The sequence below is a fragment of the Paractinoplanes hotanensis genome (genome assembly GCF_023717965.1).
GTDB lineage: Bacteria > Actinomycetota > Actinomycetes > Mycobacteriales > Micromonosporaceae > Actinoplanes > Actinoplanes polyasparticus.
Map to the genome: position 1 here is coordinate 193983 of NZ_JAMQOL010000006.1, position 21468 is coordinate 215450.

19 protein-coding genes and 2 tRNA genes are annotated in these 21468 nt (G+C 70.2%); 15 read left to right on the forward strand and 6 right to left on the reverse strand.

Annotation, left to right across the window (positions count from 1 at the left end; genetic code table 11):
• Positions 1-8 precede the first annotated feature (8 nt).
• A complete protein-coding gene (locus tag LXN57_RS05270) occupies positions 9-587 on the reverse strand; it encodes a TetR/AcrR family transcriptional regulator (RefSeq protein ID WP_251796834.1) in 579 nt (192 codons plus the stop codon).
• A gap of 133 nt (positions 588-720) precedes the next feature.
• On the opposite strand from LXN57_RS05270, the gene LXN57_RS05275 reads away from it, so the two are divergent.
• From LXN57_RS05275 to LXN57_RS05320, 10 genes are all read left to right on the forward strand, one after another.
• On the forward strand, positions 721-1422 hold the full coding sequence (locus LXN57_RS05275) for an SDR family oxidoreductase (protein WP_251796835.1): 702 nt from the start codon (positions 721-723) through the stop codon (positions 1420-1422).
• A gap of 72 nt (positions 1423-1494) precedes the next feature.
• The gene (locus LXN57_RS05280) at positions 1495-2415 is read left to right on the forward strand and encodes an STM4015 family protein (RefSeq protein ID WP_251796836.1); all 921 of its coding nucleotides are present in this window, start codon (positions 1495-1497) and stop codon (positions 2413-2415) included.
• Positions 2412-3458, forward strand: coding sequence for an STM4014 family protein (locus LXN57_RS05285; protein ID WP_251796837.1), 1047 nt, complete (start codon positions 2412-2414; stop codon positions 3456-3458). Before LXN57_RS05280 ends, LXN57_RS05285 begins: the two co-directional genes overlap by 4 nt.
• Positions 3446-4243, forward strand: a complete 798-nt coding sequence (locus LXN57_RS05290) for an STM4013/SEN3800 family hydrolase (RefSeq protein WP_251796838.1) — start codon at positions 3446-3448, stop codon at positions 4241-4243. The genes LXN57_RS05285 and LXN57_RS05290 overlap by 13 nt, the downstream gene beginning before the upstream one ends.
• The gene (locus tag LXN57_RS05295; RefSeq protein WP_251796839.1) at positions 4240-5544 is read left to right on the forward strand and encodes an STM4012 family radical SAM protein; all 1305 of its coding nucleotides are present in this window, start codon (positions 4240-4242) and stop codon (positions 5542-5544) included. Before LXN57_RS05290 ends, LXN57_RS05295 begins: the two co-directional genes overlap by 4 nt.
• The gene (locus LXN57_RS05300) at positions 5541-6398 is read left to right on the forward strand and encodes an STM4011 family radical SAM protein (RefSeq protein ID WP_251796840.1); all 858 of its coding nucleotides are present in this window, start codon (positions 5541-5543) and stop codon (positions 6396-6398) included. Before LXN57_RS05295 ends, LXN57_RS05300 begins: the two co-directional genes overlap by 4 nt.
• A 132-nt stretch (positions 6399-6530) precedes the next feature.
• Positions 6531-6848, forward strand: a complete 318-nt coding sequence (locus tag LXN57_RS05305) for a DUF8820 family protein (protein WP_507185022.1) — start codon at positions 6531-6533, stop codon at positions 6846-6848.
• A gap of 7 nt (positions 6849-6855) precedes the next feature.
• Complete coding sequence (locus LXN57_RS05310; protein WP_251796841.1) at positions 6856-8004, forward strand: DUF6745 domain-containing protein; 1149 nt, start codon at positions 6856-6858, stop codon at positions 8002-8004.
• A gap of 615 nt (positions 8005-8619) precedes the next feature.
• Positions 8620-8693: transfer RNA gene (locus LXN57_RS05315), tRNA-Met, on the forward strand.
• A gap of 269 nt (positions 8694-8962) precedes the next feature.
• A complete protein-coding gene (locus LXN57_RS05320; RefSeq protein WP_251796842.1) occupies positions 8963-9172 on the forward strand; it encodes a hypothetical protein in 210 nt (69 codons plus the stop codon).
• Positions 9173-9886: 714 nt separating this feature from the next.
• On the opposite strand, the gene LXN57_RS05325 is transcribed toward LXN57_RS05320, so the two are convergent.
• The 3 genes from LXN57_RS05325 to LXN57_RS05335 all read right to left on the reverse strand — a co-directional run bounded on the left by LXN57_RS05325 (position 9887) and on the right by LXN57_RS05335 (position 14140).
• A tRNA-Met gene (locus LXN57_RS05325) sits at positions 9887-9960 on the reverse strand.
• A 90-nt stretch (positions 9961-10050) separates the two neighbouring features.
• Entirely contained in the window at positions 10051-13035 is a 2985-nt protein-coding gene (locus tag LXN57_RS05330; RefSeq protein WP_251796843.1) for a UPF0182 family membrane protein, read from the reverse strand.
• A gap of 79 nt (positions 13036-13114) precedes the next feature.
• Positions 13115-14140: a YlbL family protein gene (locus LXN57_RS05335; RefSeq protein ID WP_251796844.1), complete on the reverse strand. Its 1026-nt coding sequence runs from the start codon at positions 14138-14140 to the stop codon at positions 13115-13117.
• 159 nt (positions 14141-14299) lie between these two features.
• Between LXN57_RS05335 and LXN57_RS05340 the strand changes: the two genes are divergently transcribed.
• A complete protein-coding gene (locus LXN57_RS05340) occupies positions 14300-15529 on the forward strand; it encodes a zinc-dependent metalloprotease (protein ID WP_507185023.1) in 1230 nt (409 codons plus the stop codon).
• Between the two features lie 21 nt (positions 15530-15550).
• Here the strand turns inward: LXN57_RS05340 and LXN57_RS05345 are convergent, their stop codons facing one another.
• Together LXN57_RS05345 and LXN57_RS05350 are read right to left on the reverse strand one after the other, a co-directional pair.
• The gene (locus LXN57_RS05345) at positions 15551-16147 is read right to left on the reverse strand and encodes a hypothetical protein (protein WP_251796846.1); all 597 of its coding nucleotides are present in this window, start codon (positions 16145-16147) and stop codon (positions 15551-15553) included.
• 9 nt (positions 16148-16156) lie between these two features.
• Positions 16157-16690, reverse strand: a complete 534-nt coding sequence (locus LXN57_RS05350; protein WP_221375705.1) for a M48 metallopeptidase family protein — start codon at positions 16688-16690, stop codon at positions 16157-16159.
• A 470-nt stretch (positions 16691-17160) separates the two neighbouring features.
• Between LXN57_RS05350 and LXN57_RS05355 the strand changes: the two genes are divergently transcribed.
• The 4 genes from LXN57_RS05355 (at position 17161) to LXN57_RS05370 (ending at position 21388) form a co-directional block, all read left to right on the forward strand.
• Entirely contained in the window at positions 17161-17322 is a 162-nt protein-coding gene (locus LXN57_RS05355) for a DUF5679 domain-containing protein (RefSeq protein WP_015625326.1), read from the forward strand.
• A gap of 274 nt (positions 17323-17596) precedes the next feature.
• Positions 17597-18637, forward strand: coding sequence for a hypothetical protein (locus tag LXN57_RS05360; protein WP_251796847.1), 1041 nt, complete (start codon positions 17597-17599; stop codon positions 18635-18637).
• A gap of 92 nt (positions 18638-18729) precedes the next feature.
• Positions 18730-20076, forward strand: a complete 1347-nt coding sequence (locus tag LXN57_RS05365) for an ABC1 kinase family protein (protein ID WP_251796849.1) — start codon at positions 18730-18732, stop codon at positions 20074-20076.
• Between the two features lie 34 nt (positions 20077-20110).
• Positions 20111-21388 carry a M18 family aminopeptidase gene (locus LXN57_RS05370; protein ID WP_251796850.1) on the forward strand — a complete coding sequence of 426 codons (1278 nt, stop codon included), beginning with the start codon at positions 20111-20113 and terminating at the stop codon, positions 21386-21388.
• The last annotated feature ends 80 nt before the right edge of the window (positions 21389-21468 follow it).

Sequence of the window (21468 nt, forward strand, 5' to 3'; positions counted from 1 at the left end):
CGGGCCTTTTACTGCCCGGCCCCAGGCTCCCTGTCCGGGGTGACGCCGGCCGCGTCGAGCAAGAGCTCGGCCATGCGTACGGCCTGACCGTTGACCCCGTCGCCGTGCATCACACCCCAGGCGCTCGCACCGTCGAACGTCATCACCAGCTGCTGAGCCACCTGCCCGGGATCGACGGCGCCACCGGCGGCTGCCTCGCGGCGGAAGAACTCGGTCAGACCGTCCTTGAAGCGGCGCGCCACCGCCCGCGCCGGATGGTCGGCCGCCTTGATCTCGACCGACGTGGCCAGGAACGGGCAGCCGTAGAAGCCGGGCTGCGGGGCGACCTCTTCCACCACGCGGAAGACGTGCAGGATTCGTTCCCGCGGTGTTCCCGCGGAGCCCTCGGGCAGCAACGTGGCGCTGTAGCCGGGGGCCACTCGCTCCAGGCTGGCCGCGAGCACGTCGTCCTTGCTGCCGAAGAGCTGGTACATCGAGCGCTTGGAGACGCCCGCCGCCTTGGTCAGCGCCTCGACGCCGACGTTGACGCCCTCGCGGTAGAAGAGGTCGGCCGCCGCGTCGAGGAGGCGGTCACGCGTGTCAGTCACGCCGACCAGACTACTCCGCCTGAAAACTGATCGGTTTCCCACGTCACATCGCCTTGCCGAGCGGAAACCGATCGGTTTACGGTCGACCACAGAAACCGATCGGTTTCCGGCACCGAAGCGAAGAGGGAATGCCATGACAGCGATCAAAGACTCCGTCGTCCTCGTCACCGGCGGCAGCCGCGGCATCGGGAAGGCGCTGGTCGACGAGCTGTTCCGGCGTGGGGCGGCCAAGGTCTACGCCACCGCGCGCGACCCGCGGACCGTGACACACCCCGACGCCGTACCGCTGAAGCTGGAAGTCACCGACGAGGACTCCGTGGCCGACGTGGCCGCCCGGGCCACCGACGTCACCATCCTGATCAACAACGCGGGCGCCGCGGCCGGCGCCTCGTACCTGGACTCGCCGCTCGACGAGGTGCGGCGGGACCTCGATACCAACTTCTACGGCCCGCTGCTCGTGACCCGGGCCTTCGTTCCGGTGATCGAGCGCAACGGCGGCGGCCACCTGCTCAATGTGCACTCGGCTCTGTCGTGGCTGGCGGACGGCGGCCCGTACAGCGCCTCGAAGGCCGCGCTCTGGTCGCAGACCAACTCGCTGCGCCTCCAGCTGCGCCCGCGCGGCATCGTGGTCACCGGCCTGCACGTCGCGTACGTCGATACCGACATGACCGCGAAGATCGACGCCCCCAAGTCGGCCGCGGTGGACGTGGCCGCGGCCGCGCTGGACGGCGTCGAGACCGACGCGTTCGAGGTGCTGGCCGATGACGTGTCGCGCGGGGTGAAGTCGGCCCTGTCGGGCGACATCACGCTGCTCTACCCCCAGCTGGCGGCCTGACGGTCCGGGGCGGCCGACGATCCGCTCCGGCCTTCGCCGAAACTGTCGGGGGGCGTTGTTAGGGTCACGCCCGTGACGATCAACGCGAAGCTGAGCACGTTCGCCGGCCTGCCGATCGTGGCCTGGGACTCGGAGGAGACCCCGGCCGACCCGGCCTCCGTGGCCTGGCGCCTCGAGCTGGAAGAGTTCGACGCCGACGCCGCCGAGTTCGAGCGCGCCTTCGAAGAGCTGCTGAAACGCACCGGCGAGGGCGGGCCGGTGGCGCTGGTCGTCGGCGAGTGGGGCGAGGCGTATGAGCGCAGCTTCCCCGTCGATCTGCTCGTGCGCAACGCCGCGCGGCTCGGCCGGTTACGGTCCCTGTTCGCCGCCGAGCTCACCTTCGAGCAGTGCGAGATCTCCTGGATCAAACAGGCCGATCTCACTCCCCTGCTCGAGGCGTTCCCGCAGCTCGAGGCACTGTGGGTGCGCGGCGCCGACGGCTTGGTGCTGCGCCCGCTGCGCCACGAGGGCCTGCGCGAGCTGGTTCTGCAGTCCGGCGGCCTGCCGGTCGAGGTCGTGCGGGCCGTCGGGGCGAGCGACTTTCCCCGTCTGAGCCGTCTCGAGCTGTGGCTGGGCGTCGACAACTACGGCGGCGACGCTCGCGCCGACGACCTGGTGCCGATCCTGGCCGGCCGGGCCCTGCCCGCGCTCACGTCACTCGGCCTGCGCAACGCCGAGATCGCCGACGAGGTGGCCGCCGCCCTCGCTTCCGCGCCGGTGGTGGCTCGGGTGGCCGAGCTCGACCTCTCGATGGGCGCGCTGTCCGACGCGGGCGGCGAGGCTCTGCTGGCGGGTCAGCCGCTCACCCATCTCAAGTCGCTCGATCTCAGCCACCACTTCCTCTCCGAAGAGCTGGCCCAGCGCCTGGTCGAGGAGCTGCCCGGTGTCCGTGTCGACGTCTCCGACCGGCAGCAGGAAGAGGAGTGGGGCCGCTACACCGCGGTCGCGGAATGATGCGGCTCGCCGTGGTCGGCAACCCGGGAAACCGCCGCGTCGCGCTCTTCGCGGCGGCTGTCGCTCGGGCCGGGCTACCCGCGCCAGCGGTCTACCCGTGGCATTCGGTGCTGAGCGGCGGCCCGGTGCCCGGCGTGGGCGAGACTGTGCGCGTCGACTCGCCGGGCGAGGACGCCGAGGTCGACCGGCTGCTGCGCGGGGCGGCCACAGCGGCGGCGCCGGGCGAGATCGTCGGGGGCGCGGCGGCGTACGCGGGTCTGGGTGTCGCCCTCGACCGCATCGCGTCGGGCGGTGGCCGGCTGCTCAATCCGCCCGGCGACATCCTGGCCATGAGCGACAAGCGCCGCTGCCACGCGCTGCTGCACGAGGCTGGAATTCCGGTGCCGCCCGCGCTGCCCCCGATCGACGGCTACGCCTCGCTGCGCGCCGCCATGCGCGCGAGCGGGTGGGCGCGGGTCTTCGTCAAGCCGGCGCACGGATCTTCGGCCTCCGGTGTGCTGGCGCTGGCCGTCGCGGGTTCGCGCATCCAGGCCACCACCTCGGTCGAGACCGGCGACGACGGCCGGCTCTACAACAACCTGCGCGTGCGCCGCTACGAAGACGAAGCCGCGATCGCGCGGATCGTCGACCGGCTCGCCCCCGACGGCCTGCACGTCGAACGCTGGTATCCCAAGGCGAGCCTGGGCGACCGCGTGCTCGACCTGCGGGTGCTGATGATCGCCGGCTCGCCGTCGCACGTGGTGGCGCGGGCCGGCCGCACGCCGCTGACCAACCTGCATCTGGGCAATTCACGCGGCGACGTGGCGGCGGTGCGGGCGGCGGCCGGCCCGAAAGCCTGGGCGGAAGCCATGGCGACCTGCGCGTCGGTGGCCGAGTGCTTCCCGGGCAGCCTGCATGTGGGTGTCGACCTGATGTTCCGTTCGGGCTGGCGCGGACACGCGGTGGCCGAGGTCAACGCGTTCGGCGACCTGCTCGTGGGCCTCGACACCTACGACGCCGAGGTGGCCGCGCTCGACCGGTGGGCAGGCGCATGCATGAGCTGATCGGCAGTCACGACCTGCTCTTCGTCACGCTCGACACGCTGCGTTACGACGTCGCGGCGGCGGCGCTGGCGGCAGGGCGCACGCCCACGCTGGCCCGCGTGCTCCCCGGCGGCCGGTGGCAGCGGCGGCACACTCCGGCCAGCTTCACCTACGCGGCCCACCACGCATTCTTCGCCGGCTTCCTGCCCACGCCGGTGACGCCGGGGCCGCACGAACGGCTCTTCGCCGCGCGGTTCGCCGGCAGCGAGACGAGCGGTCCGGCGACGTACGTCTTCGACGCCGCCGACCTGCCGTCGGCGCTCGCGAAAGAGGGCTACCACACGGTCTGCCTGGGCGGTGTCGGGTTCTTCAACCCGGGGGCGCCGCTCGGCCGCGTCCTGCCCGGCCTGTTCACCGAATCGCACTGGGAGCCGTCGTTCGGCGTGACCGCGCCCGGTTGTCTCGGCGCCCAGATCGACCGGTTGCAGGCGATCGTCGCCGGGCTGCCCGCCGACCGGCCGCTGTTCTCGTTCGTCAACGTGGCCGCCCTGCACCAGCCCAACAAGCACTACCTGCCCGGCGCGGTGGCCGACAGCCTCGAGAGTCACGCTGCGGCACTGAGCTATGTGGACGGCGAGCTGGGCCGGCTGTTCGATCTGGTGGCCGGCCGGGGCCGCCCCTGCCAGGTGATCCTCTGCTCCGACCACGGCACGCTCTACGGCGAGGACGGCCACGTCGGTCATCGCGTCGCGCACGAGGCGGTCTGGACAGTGCCGTACGCCGAGTTCGTGGTGAGGCCACGATGACCCTCGACCAGTCCCCGTACCAGGGCTACCTCTACGCCTATCCACACAAGACCGCCTATCGGCAGCTGGCGCCGCGGCGTCCGCTGAGCGAGGTGTGGGCCCCGGAACGGCAGGACGCGCTTTTCGGGTACGTACATCTGCCGTTCTGCGAGATGCGGTGTGGCTTCTGCAATCTCTTCACTCGCGCCAATCCGCCGGCGGACCAGGTGACGGCCTACCTGGCGCAGCTGAGACGCCAGGCCGTGGCGGTCCGGCAGTCGCTGGCCGGCGAGGCGTCGTTCGCGCAGCTCGCGATCGGCGGCGGCACGCCCACCTATCTCACCGCGGCCGAACTCGAGTCGTTGTTCGAGATCGTCGAGGTCACCTTCGGCAGTGGACACCGGCCGCTGTCGATCGAGACGTCACCGGCCACCGCGACCGCCGACCGGCTCGCCGTGCTGGCGGCCCACGGAACGACCCGGGTCAGCATGGGCATCCAGAGCTTCCTCGACGCCGAGGCGCACGCGGCCGGCCGGCCCCAGCGGCTGGCGGACGTGCTCGCCGCGCTCGAGGTCATTCGTGCGGCCGGGATTCCGGTCCTCAACGTCGACCTGATCTACGGCATCGACGGGCAGACCCCGCAGACGTGGCAGCACTCGCTCGACGAGGCACTGCGCTGGCAGCCCGAAGAGCTCTACCTCTATCCCCTGTACGTCCGCCCGCTGACCGGTCTGGGCCGGCGCGCCGGCGGCCGCGAGGGCTGGGACGCCCAGCGGCAAGAGCTGTACCACCAGGCGGTCGAGGTGCTGACCGCCGCCGGGTACGAGCAGCAGTCGATGCGCCAGTTCCGGCGGGCCGGGGCGCCGGCGGTCGAGGGCCCCGACTACTGCTGCCAGGACGACGGCATGGTCGGCATCGGCTGCGGCGCGCGGTCCTACACGACGTCGCTGCACTACTCGTTCGACTACGCGGTCGGCGTCTCCGAGGTCCGGGCGGTGATCGACGACTACCTGTCCCGGCCCGCCGACGACTTCCGCTACGCCGAGATCGGCTTCGACCTCGACCGGACGGAACAGCGGCGGCGCTGGCTGCTGAAATCACTGCTCCGGCGTACGGGGGTGGACGCCGGCGCGTACCGCGAACGCTTCGGCACGGCCCACACTGACGACTTTCCCCAGTTGAACGAGCTGGCCGACCGCGGGTGGCTGCACGACGACCATCGCACGCTGACCGCGGCCGGGCTGGCCCACTCCGACGCGATAGGGCCGTGGCTGGTCTCGGGCCCGGTGCGCGAGGCGATGGGCGCGTACGTCGGCCGATGACTGACCTCTACATCCTCTATCGCGGCCCGTTGGCGAGCTGCAACTACGACTGTCCGTACTGCCCCTTCGCCAAGCGGGTCGACCCACCCGAGCTGCTGCGGGTCGACCGGGCCGACCTCGAAAGGTTCGCCGGCTGGGTCGAGGCGACGGCCGATCGGCGGCTGTCGGTGCTGTTCACGCCCTGGGGCGAGGGCCTGACCCGCAGCTGGTACCGCGACACGATCGTCCGCCTCTCCCACCTGCCGCACGTCGCCCGGGTGGCGATCCAGACCAACCTGGCCGCCCGGGTCTCGTTCCTGTCCACAGCGGACACTCGGGTCGCCGCGCTGTGGGCCACTTACCACCCGGGCCAGGTGACCCGGGCCCGCTTCCTGCGACGCTGCCGTGAACTGGACGAGCTGGACGTCCGCTATTCGGTCGGCGTGGTCGGCCTGCCCGCCCACTACGACGAGGCGCTCGCACTACGCGCTTCGCTGCCTCCCTCGGTGTACCTCTGGATCAACGCCGCCGACGGCCACGTCTACACCGCGGACGAAGAGAAACGCTGGACGGCACTCGACCCCCGCTTCGGCGACAGCGTCCGCCCGCACCCGTCGCTGGGCCTGCCGTGCCACGCCGGCGAGACAGCCATCTCCGTGCTGGGCGACGGCACGGTGCGGCGCTGCCACTTCATCCAGACGCCGCTGGGCAACCTCTACGACGACAGCTGGCGCGCGGCCCTGCACCCCCGCCCCTGCACCAACAACCTCTGCGACTGCCACATCGGGTACGTCCACCTGAAGCCGCTGGCCCTGCGCGACGTCTACACCGACGGCCTCCTGGAACGCATCCCCGCCGCCTGGCCCACCACCTGACGGCCGCCAACCTCAGTTGTCCCCATGACGGTGATCCGTTGTTCGCCGAGTTCGACGACGGCAGATCTCCACCCGGAAAAGTGTCGTACATGCGCGATACGGTTCGTGCGTTGCTGGAGCTGGGAGGGGCCTATGTATCGGCAGGGTGACGTCTTGATCGTGCCCGTGGCAGAGGGCGACGTGCCGGAGTGTTCGGCCGTCCCACGCGACCGCCGCGGCCGCATGGTGCTGGCCCGCGGCGAGGCCACCGGTCACGCCCACGTGATCGGCGGCCCCGGCCTGCGCCTGCTGGCCGACCTCGACGATCCCGAGCGCATGTTCATCGACGCGCCGCAGTACGGCCGAGTCACCCACGAGGAACACGGCCCGATCTCGCTCCCGGCCGGCCACTACCGAGTGGTCCGCCAGCGCGAGTACGTCCCCGGTTCCTTCCGCCCGGTCGCCGACTGAGCCCGCCATGCGACTGACCAGCACCCAGGAAGCCACAGCCGCCGCCATCGAAGACCAGTGGCTGGCCGCCGCCCTCGAGACAGCCCCCGCCAACCGCCCCGCCGCCGAGGCCGGTCTACGAGAGGCCTACCGCCAAGCAGGCCTGGCTGAACCGCAACACATCTTCTGGCTGCCATCCCCCCGAGCCGGCGCGGTAGCAGCCGCCCTCCTAGCCGGCGCACCTCCCGAGGGCCCGCCCTGGGTGGCCGAGGTGCAGGCAGCACTGCAGCGTCAGGGTCGGCCCCCGACAGAAACGGGCAACACGTCCGTACGCCGGCAGATCCGCACAGAGCCCTGGGCGACCGCCCGCGAGCGAGCATCACGCGTGCTCGGCGTCGAAGGCTGGGCCCAGCTCACCGCCGCAGCGGGCCGACGTTCCTGGTCCCTGGTGATGGACAGAGTCGCCGCACGCCTACGCCAGCGCCTCGGCGAAGACCTGACCGCCGATCTACCGGCCGCCCTGGGCCGGGCAGCCCGCTCCCGCCTGCTCGACGCCATCTACGGCCAGCACGACGGCGTGTGGCTCGCCACCTTCGAGGCTGCCGACCGCCTGCACCCCGACGCCGCCCTGCTGCACGACCTCACCGGCCTGGCCGCAGTGGCCCGCAACAGCGGCTGGTGGTGGGCCGGTTCCCACTACGCCATCCTGACCGACCGCCCCACCCGAGTGGCCCGGGACAACGTCGGCCGCCTGCACCGCGGCGAGGGCCCAGCCATGGAATTCCCCGACGGCTACGCCCTGTGGGCCTGGCGCGGAATGCCGATCCCCACCGATTTGGCCGCCCAACTACCCACCCTGACCGCCGACCGCATAGGCGCCGAGACCAACGCCGAACTACGCCGAGTGATGCTGGAACACTTCGGCTACGACCGCTACCTACGCGAAGCCGGCGCCCGCGCCCTGCACAAAGACGAGACCGGCACCCTCTGGTTCCTCTCGCTACCCGGCGACGAGCCCCTGGCCATGGTCGAGGTCGTAAACGCCACCCCCGAGCCGGACGGCACCAGCCGCATCTACTGGCTCCGAGTCCCACCCACAGTCCGCACCGCCCGAGAGGGCGTCGCCTGGACCTTCGGCCTGGAAGCCCACGAGTACCACCCACAGGTCCAGACGTAGCCGCCACGACCCCCAGGCTGGCGGATCAGCAGCGCCATGGACCAGCAGCGCCATGGACCAGCAGCGTCGCGGACCAGCAGCGCCATGGACCAGCAGCGTCGCGGACCAGCAGCGTCGCGGACCAGCAGCGTCGCGGACCAGCAGTACCGCAACCCAACGCTGTTGCGCACCAGCGCGTCGGGGCTCGCGGTTCACGAGCTCCAGCCAACGTCGGGCGCCGCAGCCGGCTGCGGCATCGGCCACCGGCAACGAACGTTGAATGCCGGTGTTCCCGGTCGCCGAGGGTGCCCGTTAGCGACATGGCGGTCTGCGATACGGGATGCACGGCAATCCGCATGAGGTCATGAGGTGCCGATCATCGGAGTTCTTGTCGCCGCTGGGCATATTGGCCGCCTCGACAACTGGGCTGTTGGCCGATGGCCATGCGGCCGCGATAGCGGTGGTGCCTGAGGCCGTAGGGGCAGTGCCGGTGTCAGATGGTTATCGTCGCTGGTGGCAGCGGTGGCGGCTGCGACGACGGTCTAGGCCGATGGCCGCGCGCTGGTGGCGTTTTCGGGAGACCTCCGACCCCGTTTTGGTCGATGCGGAGGGCACGGGGTAGGGTTTACCTGGCGACGCGGGGTGGAGCAGCTCGGTAGCTCGCTGGGCTCATAACCCAGAGGTCGCAGGTTCAAATCCTGTCCCCGCTACGAGTCGAGGGGCCCTTGTCCGCGGAATGCGCGGACCGGGGCCTCTTCGCTTATTCCTGGGGGCCGAGCCCCCAGACCCCACGGTGCGGTGGTTGCTCGGGTGGGGCGGGTGCGGGGGGTCCTGCGACTTCGTCGCGGTGGGGGTTGGCGACTTCGTCGCGACCCGGGGGACTCGCCTCGGTGTTCCGGTGCCGGGTTGGTGAGGCGGCCTCTGCGGCCCCTCTCTGGGCTCTGTGGGCTCTGTGGGCTCTGTGGTGACTATCCGGATTTTGAAGAACGAGCCGGTGTCGACGGTTCGCTGCCAGCGGACCGGCAGTTGCCTCGGAACGCGCATGCTGATCTCCTGGTTCTCGCCGATGTCCAGCCGATCGGCCCAGGCGGCATCCATCCTGGACTTGGTGATGCCGTTGCTCGGGCAGGCCGGGGTGGCTCCGGACCCGGCCAGCGCCGTGAGCCGTTCGCTGATGTCGCCGCAGTGAGCAGGAGGGCGGCTCCTTCGTCGCCTTGGTGGTGACAGAGCCGCATCGTCCATTCCTCGAACGGCAGCGTTTCGGCGGCCACCTGCCGGGGCGTGGGGCGGTTCCGGACCAGCCCTCGCAACCCATGCCAGGCCATGGTGTCAGCGCTTCCCTACCTGTAGTGGTTTGACGCTCACGTAATGCGTGAGCGCCGACAGCCATGGCGGGCAGTCCGGTTACCTGATCAGCGAGCAACACCGGCAATCCGAGCAACGCAAGGACGGTGAAGGCGTACCAGGTGGCCGTCGGCCCGATCGCCCGGCGAAGGGACGCCATCGCGAGCGCCGCCAAGACGAAGGCAGGAACTCGACAACGGGCACAACCAGGGGCCCATGACGATCGATCCTCTGAAGTGCCCGGCGCGCCCCTGCACCCGACCGCCGAGTGGCGTCCCTGATAGTGGTGTAAAGCGATCGGCGTGATCGTCGGGCGGCAAGCTGAGCACTGCGAACGACCGCGGCCCGTGCCAAATGAGACGGCCCTCCCATGCCGCCCGATGGAGCTGAAGCGAAACCGGCGCCCGGGTCCGAGTGAACCCAAGTGCGGGCGGACGCGGGATGCGCGGTGGTGGGGCGGCGTTCGGGATGCGCGGTGGGGCGGCGGGTGCCGGAGGTGTGGAATGTCAGAAGCCCTTCACCCGGATGGGTGAAGGGCTTCTGAGCTGCACTTCTCTTGTAGCGGGGACAGGATTTGAACCTGCGACCTCTGGGTTATGAGCCCAGCGAGCTACCGAGCTGCTCCACCCCGCGTCGGCTTGTTAAGACTAGCGCAACCCTGCCGTTGGCTGCAAAACGAGGGCTGGTGACCCACCACACGGGTGGGTCACCAGCCCTCGGATGTCAGCCGCTGGGTGTCGGTGACGGGTTTCCGGACGGATTGGCCGGCGCCGACGGGTTCGTCGAGTTGTCAGGGGCCGGGGTCCCGCCCGCGGCCTCGCTGGCGGTCTCGAAGTTGTTCATCGCGGTTTCGAGCGCCTGCAGCGCCTGGCCGTACCGGGCGAAGTCGCCGGACTGCTGGGCGGAGCGGACGTCGGCGATGGCCTTGTCGACCGCGGCCGCAGCCGTGGCCAGTTCGCCGGTCAGGGCCGGCGGCGGTGGGTTGGTGCCGCTGTTGTTATTGCCGCTGTTGTTGTCGGTGTTGTTGTTGCCACCGGTGTTGTTGTTCCCGGTCTGGGCGCGTTTGCCCTGCGTGACCAGTTGGTCGAGGCCGTCCTTCAGGTTGTCGGCGAGCACCACGTAAGTACCGCCGTCGCCGTACGACATCAGGACCTTCTGGAGCAGCGGAGCGGCGTTCTCCTGGTTGCCGGTCTTCACGTAGACCGGCTCGACGTACAGCACGCCGCCCTCGACCGGCAGGGAGATCAGGTTGCCGTACAGCACCTGGCTCTGCGCGTTGTTGGACAGCAGGTTGAGCTGTTGTCGCACCGAGGCGTTGTTGGTCATCTTCTGATGGACCTGGACCGGGCCGGGGATGACCGTCTGATCCGGTAGTTCGAGGACTTCAAGCACCGGTTTGTTGTCCACGTACGAGCCGGAGATGAAGGCGGCCAGGTTCTCGCGGTTGGCCGGTGTCACGCCGGCTGTCAGCTGGAACCTCGTTTCGCCCTGCTCGGGCAGCTCGACGTTCAGGTAGAACGGCGGCTGCTTCTGGTTGCTCGACGGCGCGTCGGGCGCGTTCGGCACCTGCCAGAAGTCCTGGCCGGAGAAGAACGCCTGCGGGTCGGTCACGTGGAACCGGGTGAGCAGGTTCCGCTGCACCTTGAACAGGTCCTGCGGGTAGCGGAAGTGCGCCTCGAGCGAGGCCGGAGTGTCCGCCTTCGGGATGATCAGGTCACCGCCGAAGGCCTTGTTCCAGGCCTTGAGCACCGGGTCGTTCTCGTCGAACTCGTACAGCTTGACCGTGCCGTCGTACGCGTCGACCGTCGCCTTCACCGAGTTGCGCATGTAGTTGACGTCGTCGCGGGCCAGCGCGAACGTTCCCTGACCGGTGAGCTCGTCCTGCGTCTCGGTGGCCAGGTTGACCTTCTGGGCGTACGGGTAGCTGGCCGAGGTGGTGTAGCCGTCGAGGATCCACGTGATCCGCCCGTCGACCACCGCCGGGTAGGGGTCGCCGTCGATCGTCAGGAACGGTGCGACCTTCTCGACCCGGTCACGCGGCTCGCGGATGTACATGAGCCGGGAATCGGAGTTGACCGCGTCGGAGAGCAGGAAGTTGCTCTCGGTGTTCTTGATCGCGAAGACCAGCCGCCGGAAGAACGAGCCGATCTCGACGCCGCCCTGACCGGTGTAGGTGTAGAGCTCTTCGGCGTCGTTGTTCTCTTCCTGCGGGCGGTCGAACTCGACCTTGCGGTTGTCGTCCTCCTGACCGACGATCGCGTACTCGCTGGACTGCTCGCCGAAGTAGATGCGCGGCTGGTCGACCTTGATCTCTTCGGTGGCCGAGGAACAGCCGGGCGGCCGGTCGTCGCCCAGGAAGCCGGAGACGAAGTACGGCAGACCACCACAGACGACCTGGTTGGCCGGGGCCGCGACCAGGCCGTAGCCGTGGGTGTAGACGGTGTGCCGGTTGAGCCAGTTGCGCTGCTGCGGCGTCAGCTTGTCGTCGTTGATCTCACGGGCGCCGACCACGTAGTCGGCGGTGTCGTTGCCGATCGTGTAGCGGTCGACGTCGAGCTTCTTGCCGAAATCGTAGAAGCCGCGGGACTGCTGCGACTGGGTGAACCCTTGAGAGACAAGCTGCGGGTCGATCAGACGCGCATTCTGGGCGCTGCTGTCGCTGGCCAGTCCACCCGGCGGGACGACGTTGTTGGCCCGGTAGGGCGCCATCTCGGTGTTGTCGATTCCGAAGGCCGCTCTGGTCGCGTCGATCGAGCGCTGAATGTACGGCGCTTCCTTCTCGCTCAGGCTGGGCTTGACCGAGAAGTTCTGGACGGCGAGCGGGTAGATGCCGCCGATCGCCACCGCCGAGATGGCGAGCAGGGCCAGCGAGACGCCCGGCCATACCAGATTGCGCATCCACGCGTTGGAGAACACGATGATCGCGATCGCGACCACGATGGAGATGTACGCGAGGATCTCTTTGGCTGGCAAGAGCGCGTTGACGTCGGTGTAGCCGGCGCCGTAGAGCCCGGGCGAGACGTGCTGCTCGAGCAGCAGCGCGCGCCGGTCGAGCACGTACGCCACCGCCTTGAGCAGTACGAACAGCGCGACCAGCGACGTCAGGTGAGCCCGCGCGGCGGTGGTCATCCGGTCGCCGACGCCCTGCAGGCGCACGCCGCCGAAGATGTAGTGGACGGCGAGCGCGCCGAGCACCGAGAGCACCACGGCGGTGAAGGCCACCCCGAGCGCATAGCGCAACATCGGGAACTCGAAGACGTACCACCCGACGTCCACCTTGTGTTCCGGATCCTGGACGCCGAAGCTCCCGCCGTTGCGGAAGAGCATCCAGTCCTTCCACCGGCCCTGCGCGGACAGGCCCGCGAAGAAGCCGATGATCAGCGTGAGCACGGTGATCCAGGTGCCGAGGCGCGGCGCGATGATCATGCGGTAGCGCTCGAGTGTCGCTTGTTCGGCCGAGTGCGGCCGCAACATCGGGCGCAGGCGGTAGGCGAGGTAGAGGTTCCCGGCGATGACCAGCGCGACGACCACGCCGACAACCAGGAAGAGAAGGAGGCGGGTGAGGAGGACACCGGAGAAGACGTTGACGAAATCAACCTCGTTGAACCAGAGGTAATCGGTGTACGCGTCGATGCCCCACCCGAGCAGCGTGAAAAGAAGGAAGACCCCGACCAGGACGCCGACGGTGACGCGACCGCGTCGGCTCATCCTTGGCAGAGGGCTGTTACGCATAACCAACGGAGGCTCCACATATCAGTCGGGCCGGTGTCTCACAGTACGTCATCAGTCACTCAGCCGAGCACGGCTTGGGGGTGCCACCCCCGGTGAAGGTCTTGAGGGCGGTGAGCGCGTCGTCCACCGTGGCCACCTCGGCCATCGGCAGTCCGTCCACAGCGTTGCGCGCCGCCTCGGCGCAGTTGCCCTTGGGCACCAGGAAGATCTGAGCGCCGGCCTTTTTGGCGCCGACCAGTTTCTGCGGGATCCCGCCGATCGGGCCGACGTTGCCGTCGTTGTCGATCGTTCCCGTACCCGCGATTATTTTTCCGCCGGTCAGATCGGCCGGCTCGAGCTTGTCCATGATGCCGAGCGTGAACATCAGCCCCGCGCTCGGCCCGCCGATCTTGTCGAGGTCGATCGATACCTTGAACGGCGCGTTCTGCTTCGTGTCGATCTCGATGCCGAGCCGGGGCACCTTGTCCTCGGCCGCCTTGGTGGTGACCTTGGCGGTGGCGGGCTTGCCGCCCCGGGTGTAGGCGATGGTCAACGCGGTTCCGGCCGGCTTGGCCCGGACCAGTTCGGTCAGCTTCCCCGGATCGGTGACCTTGGTCCCGTCGACCGCGGTGATCACGTCGCCGGCCTTGAGGATGCCGGTCGCGGCGCTGCCGTCGCCGACCTTGGCGACCACGGTCTGCACCGGGTAGCCGAGCTTGGTCAGGGCGACCGTGATCGCGCTGTCCTGCGAGGCCGTCCACTCCTCGGCGTTCTGCTGCTCGACCTGCTTTTCCGTACGGTCGGGCGGGTAGATCAGCTCGCGGGGCACCACCGCGTCGGACGACCGCAACCAGCTGCTGATCGCCCACACCAATTCGACCTGCGACTGCACGTTCACGGTGGTCAGCCGCAACTGACCGGCCGACGTCGTGGTCTTCGCCTCCGTCACCTGGATCACCTCGGCGCCGTTGTCCGAACCGAGCGTGTTCACCGTCGGGCCGGGCTTCAGCACGACGTAGGGCAGGGGTGCGGCCATCACACCGACGGCCAGCAGGGCGGTGATCAGGGCGCCGAGGACAACGGTGACACCACGACGTCTCATGCGCGAGAGACTATCGCCCCTGCCTGAGTTCTCTCTGAGCTGACACCGCCACGGGTCCCGAGCGGCCGTTTCGCGCGTACCGTTGGCTACGTGCCTGATATCCCGTTCGGCTTCTCCCTGCCGGGTGCCCAGCCACCCGACCCCTCCGACCCGCAGCAGATGCAGCAGTTCATGGCGCAGCTGCAGCAGATGTTCGCCGGGCCCGGCAGCGGCCCCGTGAACTGGGACCTGGCCCGGCAGGTCGCCGCCAGCCAGCTGTCCGCCGCCGGCGACCCCGCGGTGAACATGTTCGAGCGCCATCAGGTGGAAGAGGCGCTGCGTCTCGCCGACCTGTGGCTCGACCCGGCGTCCGCGCTGCCCAGCGGCATCCGCACGGCCACCGCCTGGAACCGCAACGAGTGGATCTACAACACGCTCGAGGTGTGGAAGAAGCTGTGCGACCCGATCGCCGGCCGCATGGTGGGCGCCATGGGCGACCTCGTCCCCGACGAGGCGAAGGCGCAGCTCGGTCCCATGCAGTCGATGGTCGCGACGCTGGGCGGGGCGCTCTTCGGCGGCCAGCTCGGCCAGGCGCTGGGCCAGCTCGCGGCCGAGGTGCTCTCGGCCGGCGACATCGGCCTGCCGCTCGGCCCCACCGGCACCGCCGCGCTCGTGCCGGCCAACATCAAGGCGTACGGCGACGGACTCGAGATCCCCGAAGACCAGGTACGCCTGTACGTGGCTCTGCGCGAGGCCGCCCACCAGCGCCTCTTCGGCCATGTGCCGTGGCTGCGGGCCCACGTGCTGAGCGCCGTCGAGACGTACGCGAACGGCATCACGGTCAACCGCGAGGCCATCGAGGACGCGATGAGCCGGGTCGACCCGGCCGACCCCGAGTCGATGCAGGCGATGGCGCTCGAGGGCATCTTCACCCCGGAGGACACCCCGCAGCAGAAGGCGAGCCTGGCCCGCCTCGAGACGGCGCTGGCGCTGATCGAGGGCTGGGTCGGCCACGTGGTCGACCGCGCCGCCGGCGACCGCCTGCCCTCCGTGGTCCAGCTCGGTGAGGCGTTCCGCCGCCGCCGGGCCGCCGGTGGGCCGGCCGAGCAGACGTTCGCCGCCCTGGTCGGCCTCGAGCTCCGCCCCCGCCGCCTGCGTGAGGCGGGCGTGCTGTGGGCCGCCGTCACCGACCACCGCGGCGTGCAGGGCCGCGATGCCCTCTGGGGCCACCCCGACCTGCTGCCGACGGATGAGGACTTCGCCGACCCGCAGGCCTTCGCCCAGGGCAGCGCCGACTGGGACATCAGCGAGCTCGACAACCTCGGGCCCGGCCAGGCCGAGGGCAATTCCGGCGAGGCGAAGGGCGATCCCGGCGAGGGCAGGGACGACCAGGGCGACAAGACCGATTGACGCGTACGGCGCTGCTCGGCCTCAGCCGCCGAGCAGCGCCCGCGTGTTCTCCCAGCCCTCCAGGGCGGGATCCAGGCTCGCCAGTTCGGCGGCCCCGCGCAGCCGCCGCCACTCGGGTGTCGACGAGACGTCCCCGGGCTGGGGCGCATTGCGGCGCAGCACCTGGGCCGTGGCGTCGTCGAGCTCGTGATCAACCAGCCAATCCGGCGCCGGCAGGCTCGTGGCCAGCCCGAACAGGCCGTTCCCAGGGCCGCCGGGGGCCACCGCGACGGCCTTGTTCTCGAGCGGCCGCAGCAACTTGCCCAGGATCATGCCCGGCACGTCGGGCGCGTCGCCCGCGATGACGGCCGCCTGGTCGAAGCCGTCCCGGGTGGCCGCGGCCAGCACTGGCAGGTAGGTCGCGGTGGGCACCTCGTAGATCCGCATGCCGGGCCAGGCGATCTCTTCGGCCAGCTTCAGGTCGTCGGCGGTGGCCGCGATGGCGCCCTCGGCCTGCGACAGCCGCGCCAGCAGATCCACGACGTCCTCGGCGAGCGCCGCCCGCCACGCGCTCAGATCAACACCGGGTGGACTCCACCGCACCGGCACCAGCAGCGTCGCAACCACCCGTCGAACCACGGCCCCAGACTAGTCGTCGGCGAGGACCAGCCCGGTCGCCGCGGAGATGCCCTCGAGGTAGCCCCGGGCGCGCTCGGCCTTCGGGTAGCGGTTGACCAGTTCCCAGAAGCGGGCGCTGTGGCTGGGCACGACCAGGTGAGCGAGTTCGTGCAGCAACACGTAGTCGATCACCCAGTCCGGCATCTCCTGGATGCGGTGGGAGATGCGGATCGTGCCGTCGTCGGGCGTGCAGGAGCCCCAACGGCCGTTCTGGTTGGTCACCCACCGCACGCTCGCCGGTTGCACCCGGGCGGCGTGGTCGGACAGGTAGCGGCTGGTCAGGCGGCGGGCCCGGATGAGCAACTCGTCGTCGGTGCGCTGGATGCGTTCTTCGCGCGCGGCCAGGCGGGCCAGCATCCGCTCGACCCACTCGGTCTCCTCGGCGCGGGAGAACCGGTCGGGGATGAGCACGACCACGCGCTCACCATCGCGGTACGCGGACACTGTGCGACGGCGGCGCTGGCTACGCCGCACTTCGACGACAGGCTTGCGCGTCCGGGCCATTACCGGCTCGCGCGGCCCAGATTCGGGTTCACGTTGAGACGCTAATCCGTGAGACCCATGTCACCGCAAGAGTACGCCGCACGACACTCGTGAGATTTGAGTGCTTCGTCCGCGTATTACCGAAAAAATTTTCCACTGGCGCAACATCGGCGCTGATCCGCCAACCTAGCTCACGGCGGGATCCGTCGGCCAACGCGTTCGCCGTCCCATTTCGGCCCGTTTGATGGCACCGTACGGCGTGTTGCGCCACAACATCCCAAAAAGGGCGTTTCGGACGGGCACACTCACGTCGTCGGTGACACCGCCGACGCCGCGCTGACATGGAACTGGCCTGACCTGGGTAGTGACCGCCCCGACGGGTGGCCACATCCACGTGGTCTCGGAGCGGTCCAGCGCCGAACACAGGTCGCGGCCTGCCACCGCGAGCAGGCATCGGGCCGACCCGGCCGACAACATGACGAGGAGGAACCGTGGCCGACAACACGTACAACGGCTACTGCGTGAAGTGCAAGGAGAAGCGCGACTTCCAGGGCACCGTAGAGGTCTCGAAGACAGGTATGAACATGGCCAAGGGCAAGTGCCCGGTCTGCGGCACGACCGTGAACCGCATTCTGGGCAAGGCCAAGGCCTGAGCAGTCGAACGGCTTCGCGAGCTTGGTCCCACTAGGCCATCATCGAGCTTGCGACAAGGCCGTTCACCCACCCGGGGAGGGCGTGTCGCCCTCCCCGGCACATCTCTCCGCACCGCCATATCCACACCCTCCGGCGCACGTTGAGTGAGGTTGTGGATAAACCCACGGGCCTGTGGATAACTCGCGGAAACCTGTGGACAGAGCGTGTCCGGCCCCATCGCGGCCTGTGGACAACTTATTCGCTCCGCATCCCTGCAGTGACATCCTGTGATGCGTGAACCGACCGACGCTCATCCCCGGCCTCCCCCGCGTCTGGCGTGCCGGAGGCGAGTTGCAGCTCGGCTCCGACCCGTCCCGGGCGTTCGTGCTGCGCCTCCCTCATCCCCGCGCCGCCCTGGTGCTCGACCTGCTCGACGGCACCCGGCCCGAGCGACTGGTGCTGCTCCACGCGGCCGCCAAGGGCGTCCCGTCGGAAGACACCCAGGCGATCGTCGACTCTCTGCGCGCTGCCGGGCTGGCGGTGCCGGCCGCCTCGCTGCTGCCACACTCGATCCCGTCCGTCCACCGGCTCACCGGTGAGGCTGCCGTCCTCGCTCTGCGCGGCGGCACCACCCGCACTCCGGCCTCCCGCCTGCGCCGCCGCCATGCCGCCCAGGTGGTGCTGACCGGGCGGGGCCGGCTGGGCGCTCCGATCGCGGTGGCACTGGCCGAGGCGGGCGTCGGCCACGTGCACCCCGATCTGCCGGGGCTGGTCCACCCGGGTGAGCTGGCCGGCGGCCCCCTCCGCGGCTCCGACGTCGGCCGCCCCCGCGCCAAGGCGGTCACCGCCGCTCTCGAACGCGTGGTGCCAGGCATGGAGACCGGCGCCGTCCGCGGCGGGCCCGCGACCCTGGTCGTGCAGCTCGACTCCGACATGCCGGTCACCCTGCTCGCGGCCGCCCACGCGCAACGCCGCCAGCCCCACCTGGCCGTGACGATCCGCGACGGCGCCGCGGTGATCGGTCCCCTGGTCCCGCCAGTCGGCGGCCCGTGCCTGGCCTGCCTCGATCTGCACCGCCGCGACCGGGACGCCGGCTGGCCGGGCCCGCCCACCCGCACCGGCCCCGAGCCGTGCACCGTGGCGACCCTGCTCGCCGCCACCGCGTACGCGATCGAAGAGGTTCTGACCTTCGTCGACGGCGGCGCCCCGGAGACTCTGGGTGTCTCGACCGAGCTGACCTCGCCGTCCCGCCTGCGCCGGCGCACGTGGCCGGCTCATCCGAGCTGCGACTGTTTACGCCCGGCACGCCGCCGCAACCGACCGGCACGCCAATGAAGCCGGGAATAGTGATGGACTTTCCCACTCTCAGCGGACAAATGGCATCGAGGCGGGCGGTCGAAGCTTCCGACTTCGGTCACAATGATCTGGTGAGCGACATTCCGCGGCGTGCGGCGGCCCGCACCGCCAAGCTGGCCGCGCTTCCGCTGGGCTTCGCGGGGCGCACCGCACTGGGCTTCGGCAAGCGCGCCGTCGGAATAGCCTCCGACGTGATCTCCGAGGACATCCAGCGCCGCACGGCCGAGCAGCTCTTCAGCGTGCTGGGCCAGCTCAAGGGCGGCGCGATGAAGTTCGGGCAGGCGCTGTCGGTGTTCGAGGCCGCCCTGCCGGAAGAGATGGCCGGCCCCTACCGCCAGGCGCTGACCAAGCTGCAAGAGGCCGCACCACCGATGCCGGTGGCCAGCCTGCACAAGGCGCTCGCCGAGCAGCTCGGCCCCGACTGGCGCGACAAGTTCGCCGAGTTCGACGACAGCCCGGCCGCCGCGGCCAGCATCGGCCAGGTTCACCGCGCGGTCTGGAAGCTGCCGCCGGCGCGCAAGAACGCCAAGCCCAAGACCGTTCAGGTCGCGGTCAAGGTGCAATACCCGGGCGCGGGCGACGCGTTGATCGCCGACCTCAAGCAGCTCTCCCGCCTGGCCGGCATGTTCAAGATCATTCAGCCCGGCATGGACATCAAGCCGCTGCTGGCCGAGCTCCGCGAACGCATCGCCGAAGAGCTCGACTACGCGATGGAGGCCGAGACCCAGACGGCCTTCGCCGAGGCGTTCGCCGACGACGCCGAGATCTACGTGCCCCGGGTGATCGCCGCCGCACCCAAGGTGCTGGTCACCGAATGGGTCGACGGCACCCCGCTGTCCAAGATCATTTCGGACGGTACGGTCGAGGAACGCGACGAGGCCGGCCGCCTGATGGCGACGCTGCACTTCTCGGCGCCCGCACGGGCCGGGCTGCTGCACGCCGACCCGCACCCGGGCAACTTCCGCATGCTGGCCGACGGCCGCCTCGGTGTGATCGACTTCGGCGCGGTGGCCCGGCTTCCCGGCGGCCACCCCGAGCCGATCGGCCGGCTGGTCCGCCTGGCCCTCGACGGCGATGCCGCCGGGGTCGCCGACGGGCTCCGCGAAGAGGGCTTCGTCAAGCAGGACGACGAGATCGACGCTCAGGGCCTGCTCGAGTTCCTGCGCCCGATGATCGAACCGGTCGCGGTCGAGAGGTTCCGTTTCACCCGCAGTTGGCTGCGCGGCGAGGCGACCCGGTTGAGCAGCCCGCGCTCACCGGCCTACCAGCTCAGCCGCAAGCTCAACCTGCCGCCGTCCTACCTGCTGATCCACCGGGTGACGCTGGGCTCGATCGGCGTCCTCAGCCAGCTCGAGGCCGAGGCGCCCTACCGCGAGATCCTCAAGAAGTGGCTGCCCGGCTTCGCGCCGGTCGGGTGACCCACCGGCAGCCACCCATGATCTGATGGGCGGCATGGACGCGTCTGCCCACATAGATGACCTGGCCGCCTTCGTCTCGGCGTCGCCCAGCTCGTACCACGCGGCCGCCGAGGTGGCCCGCCGGCTGAGCGCGGCCGGTTACGAGCCGCTCGACGAGACGGCCGACTGGGGCGGGTCCGTACGCCCGGGAGCCCGGCTCACGATCGTGCGGGACGGCTCGGTCATCGCCTTGGCGCTGCCCGCCGGCGCCGGTCGCGGCACCCCGTTCCGCATCCTCGGCGCCCACACCGACTCCCCCGGTTTCAAGCTCAAGCCCAAGCCGTCGACGGTCACGTCCGGCTGGTGGCAGGCCGGTGTCGAGGTGTACGGCGGCCCGGTCGTCCCGTCCTGGTTCGACCGCGAGCTCGAGTTCGCCGGCCGCGTCGTGCACCGCGACGGCACCCCGCACCTGGTGCGGACCGGGCCGTTCGCGCGCATCCCGCACCTCGCCATCCACCTCGACCGCGCCGTGAACGACTCGTTCGCCCCCGACAAGCAGCGCGAACTCCAGCCGATCTGGGGCGTGGGCAGCCCCGAGAACGCCGACATCGTCGCCCATCTGGCCGGCCTGGCTGGCATCGGCAGCACCGACGTGGCCGGCTACGACGTCATCACCGTCGACGCCAACGCCCCGGCCCGCTTCGGCGCCGACGGCAAGCTGTTCGCCTCGGGCCGCCTTGACAATCTGTCGTCGGTGCACGCCGGCATGGCCGCGCTGCTCGAAGCCGAGCCCACCGATGCGATCGCCGTGCTGGCCGCCTTCGACCACGAGGAGGTCGGCTCGGAGACCCGCTCCGGCGCGGCCGGTCCCTTCCTGGCCGACGTGCTGGAGCGGATCTCGGCGGCCCTCGGCGGCGACCGCTCCGACCTGGCCCGGGCGATCGCCGGCTCGTGGTGTCTCTCGTCGGACGCCGGGCACGCCGTGCACCCCAACCGGCCCGACCGCCACGACCCGGTCAACCGCCCGCTGCCCGGCGCCGGCCCGCTGCTGAAGATCAACGCGAACCAGCGCTACACCACCGACGGCACCGGCGCCGCGTTGTGGGCCCGCACCTGCGCTGCCGCCGGCGTCCCGTATCAGGAATTCGTCTCCAACAACTCGGTGCCCTGCGGCTCGACGATCGGCCCGATCACCGCGGCCCGCATCGGCATCCCCACGCTCGACGTCGGCGTGCCGCTGCTCTCGATGCACTCGGCCCGCGAGCTCTGCCACGTCGACGACCCGGCGCATCTCTCCGCCGCGGCCCGGGTGTTCCTCTCCGCACAAGCCTGATCCACAAGGAATCTCAAAAACGATCTTGGCGGGTGAGCCACCGCCTCCCCCGCCCACCCAAGGGACCTGGGCGAAGAGCC

What these genes read in the sequence shown, in the direction of transcription:
- LXN57_RS05275 (WP_251796835.1), top strand. Translation starts at nt 721, where the DNA reads ATGACAGCGATCAAAGACTCCGTCGTCCTCGTCACCGGCGGCAGCCGC.
- LXN57_RS05285 (WP_251796837.1), top strand. Translation starts at nt 2,412, where the DNA reads ATGATGCGGCTCGCCGTGGTCGGCAACCCGGGAAACCGCCGCGTCGCG.
- LXN57_RS05290 (WP_251796838.1), top strand. Translation starts at nt 3,446, where the DNA reads ATGCATGAGCTGATCGGCAGTCACGACCTGCTCTTCGTCACGCTCGAC.
- LXN57_RS05295 (WP_251796839.1), top strand. Translation starts at nt 4,240, where the DNA reads ATGACCCTCGACCAGTCCCCGTACCAGGGCTACCTCTACGCCTATCCA.
- LXN57_RS05300 (WP_251796840.1), top strand. Translation starts at nt 5,541, where the DNA reads ATGACTGACCTCTACATCCTCTATCGCGGCCCGTTGGCGAGCTGCAAC.
- LXN57_RS05305 (WP_507185022.1), top strand. Translation starts at nt 6,531, where the DNA reads ATGTATCGGCAGGGTGACGTCTTGATCGTGCCCGTGGCAGAGGGCGAC.
- LXN57_RS05310 (WP_251796841.1), top strand. Translation starts at nt 6,856, where the DNA reads ATGCGACTGACCAGCACCCAGGAAGCCACAGCCGCCGCCATCGAAGAC.
- LXN57_RS05330 (WP_251796843.1), bottom strand. Translation starts at nt 13,035, where the DNA reads ATGAGCCGACGCGGTCGCGTCACCGTCGGCGTCCTGGTCGGGGTCTTC.
- LXN57_RS05335 (WP_251796844.1), bottom strand. Translation starts at nt 14,140, where the DNA reads ATGAGACGTCGTGGTGTCACCGTTGTCCTCGGCGCCCTGATCACCGCC.
- LXN57_RS05340 (WP_507185023.1), top strand. Translation starts at nt 14,300, where the DNA reads ATGCAGCAGTTCATGGCGCAGCTGCAGCAGATGTTCGCCGGGCCCGGC.
- LXN57_RS05350 (WP_221375705.1), bottom strand. Translation starts at nt 16,690, where the DNA reads ATGGCCCGGACGCGCAAGCCTGTCGTCGAAGTGCGGCGTAGCCAGCGC.
- LXN57_RS05370 (WP_251796850.1), top strand. Translation starts at nt 20,111, where the DNA reads ATGGACGCGTCTGCCCACATAGATGACCTGGCCGCCTTCGTCTCGGCG.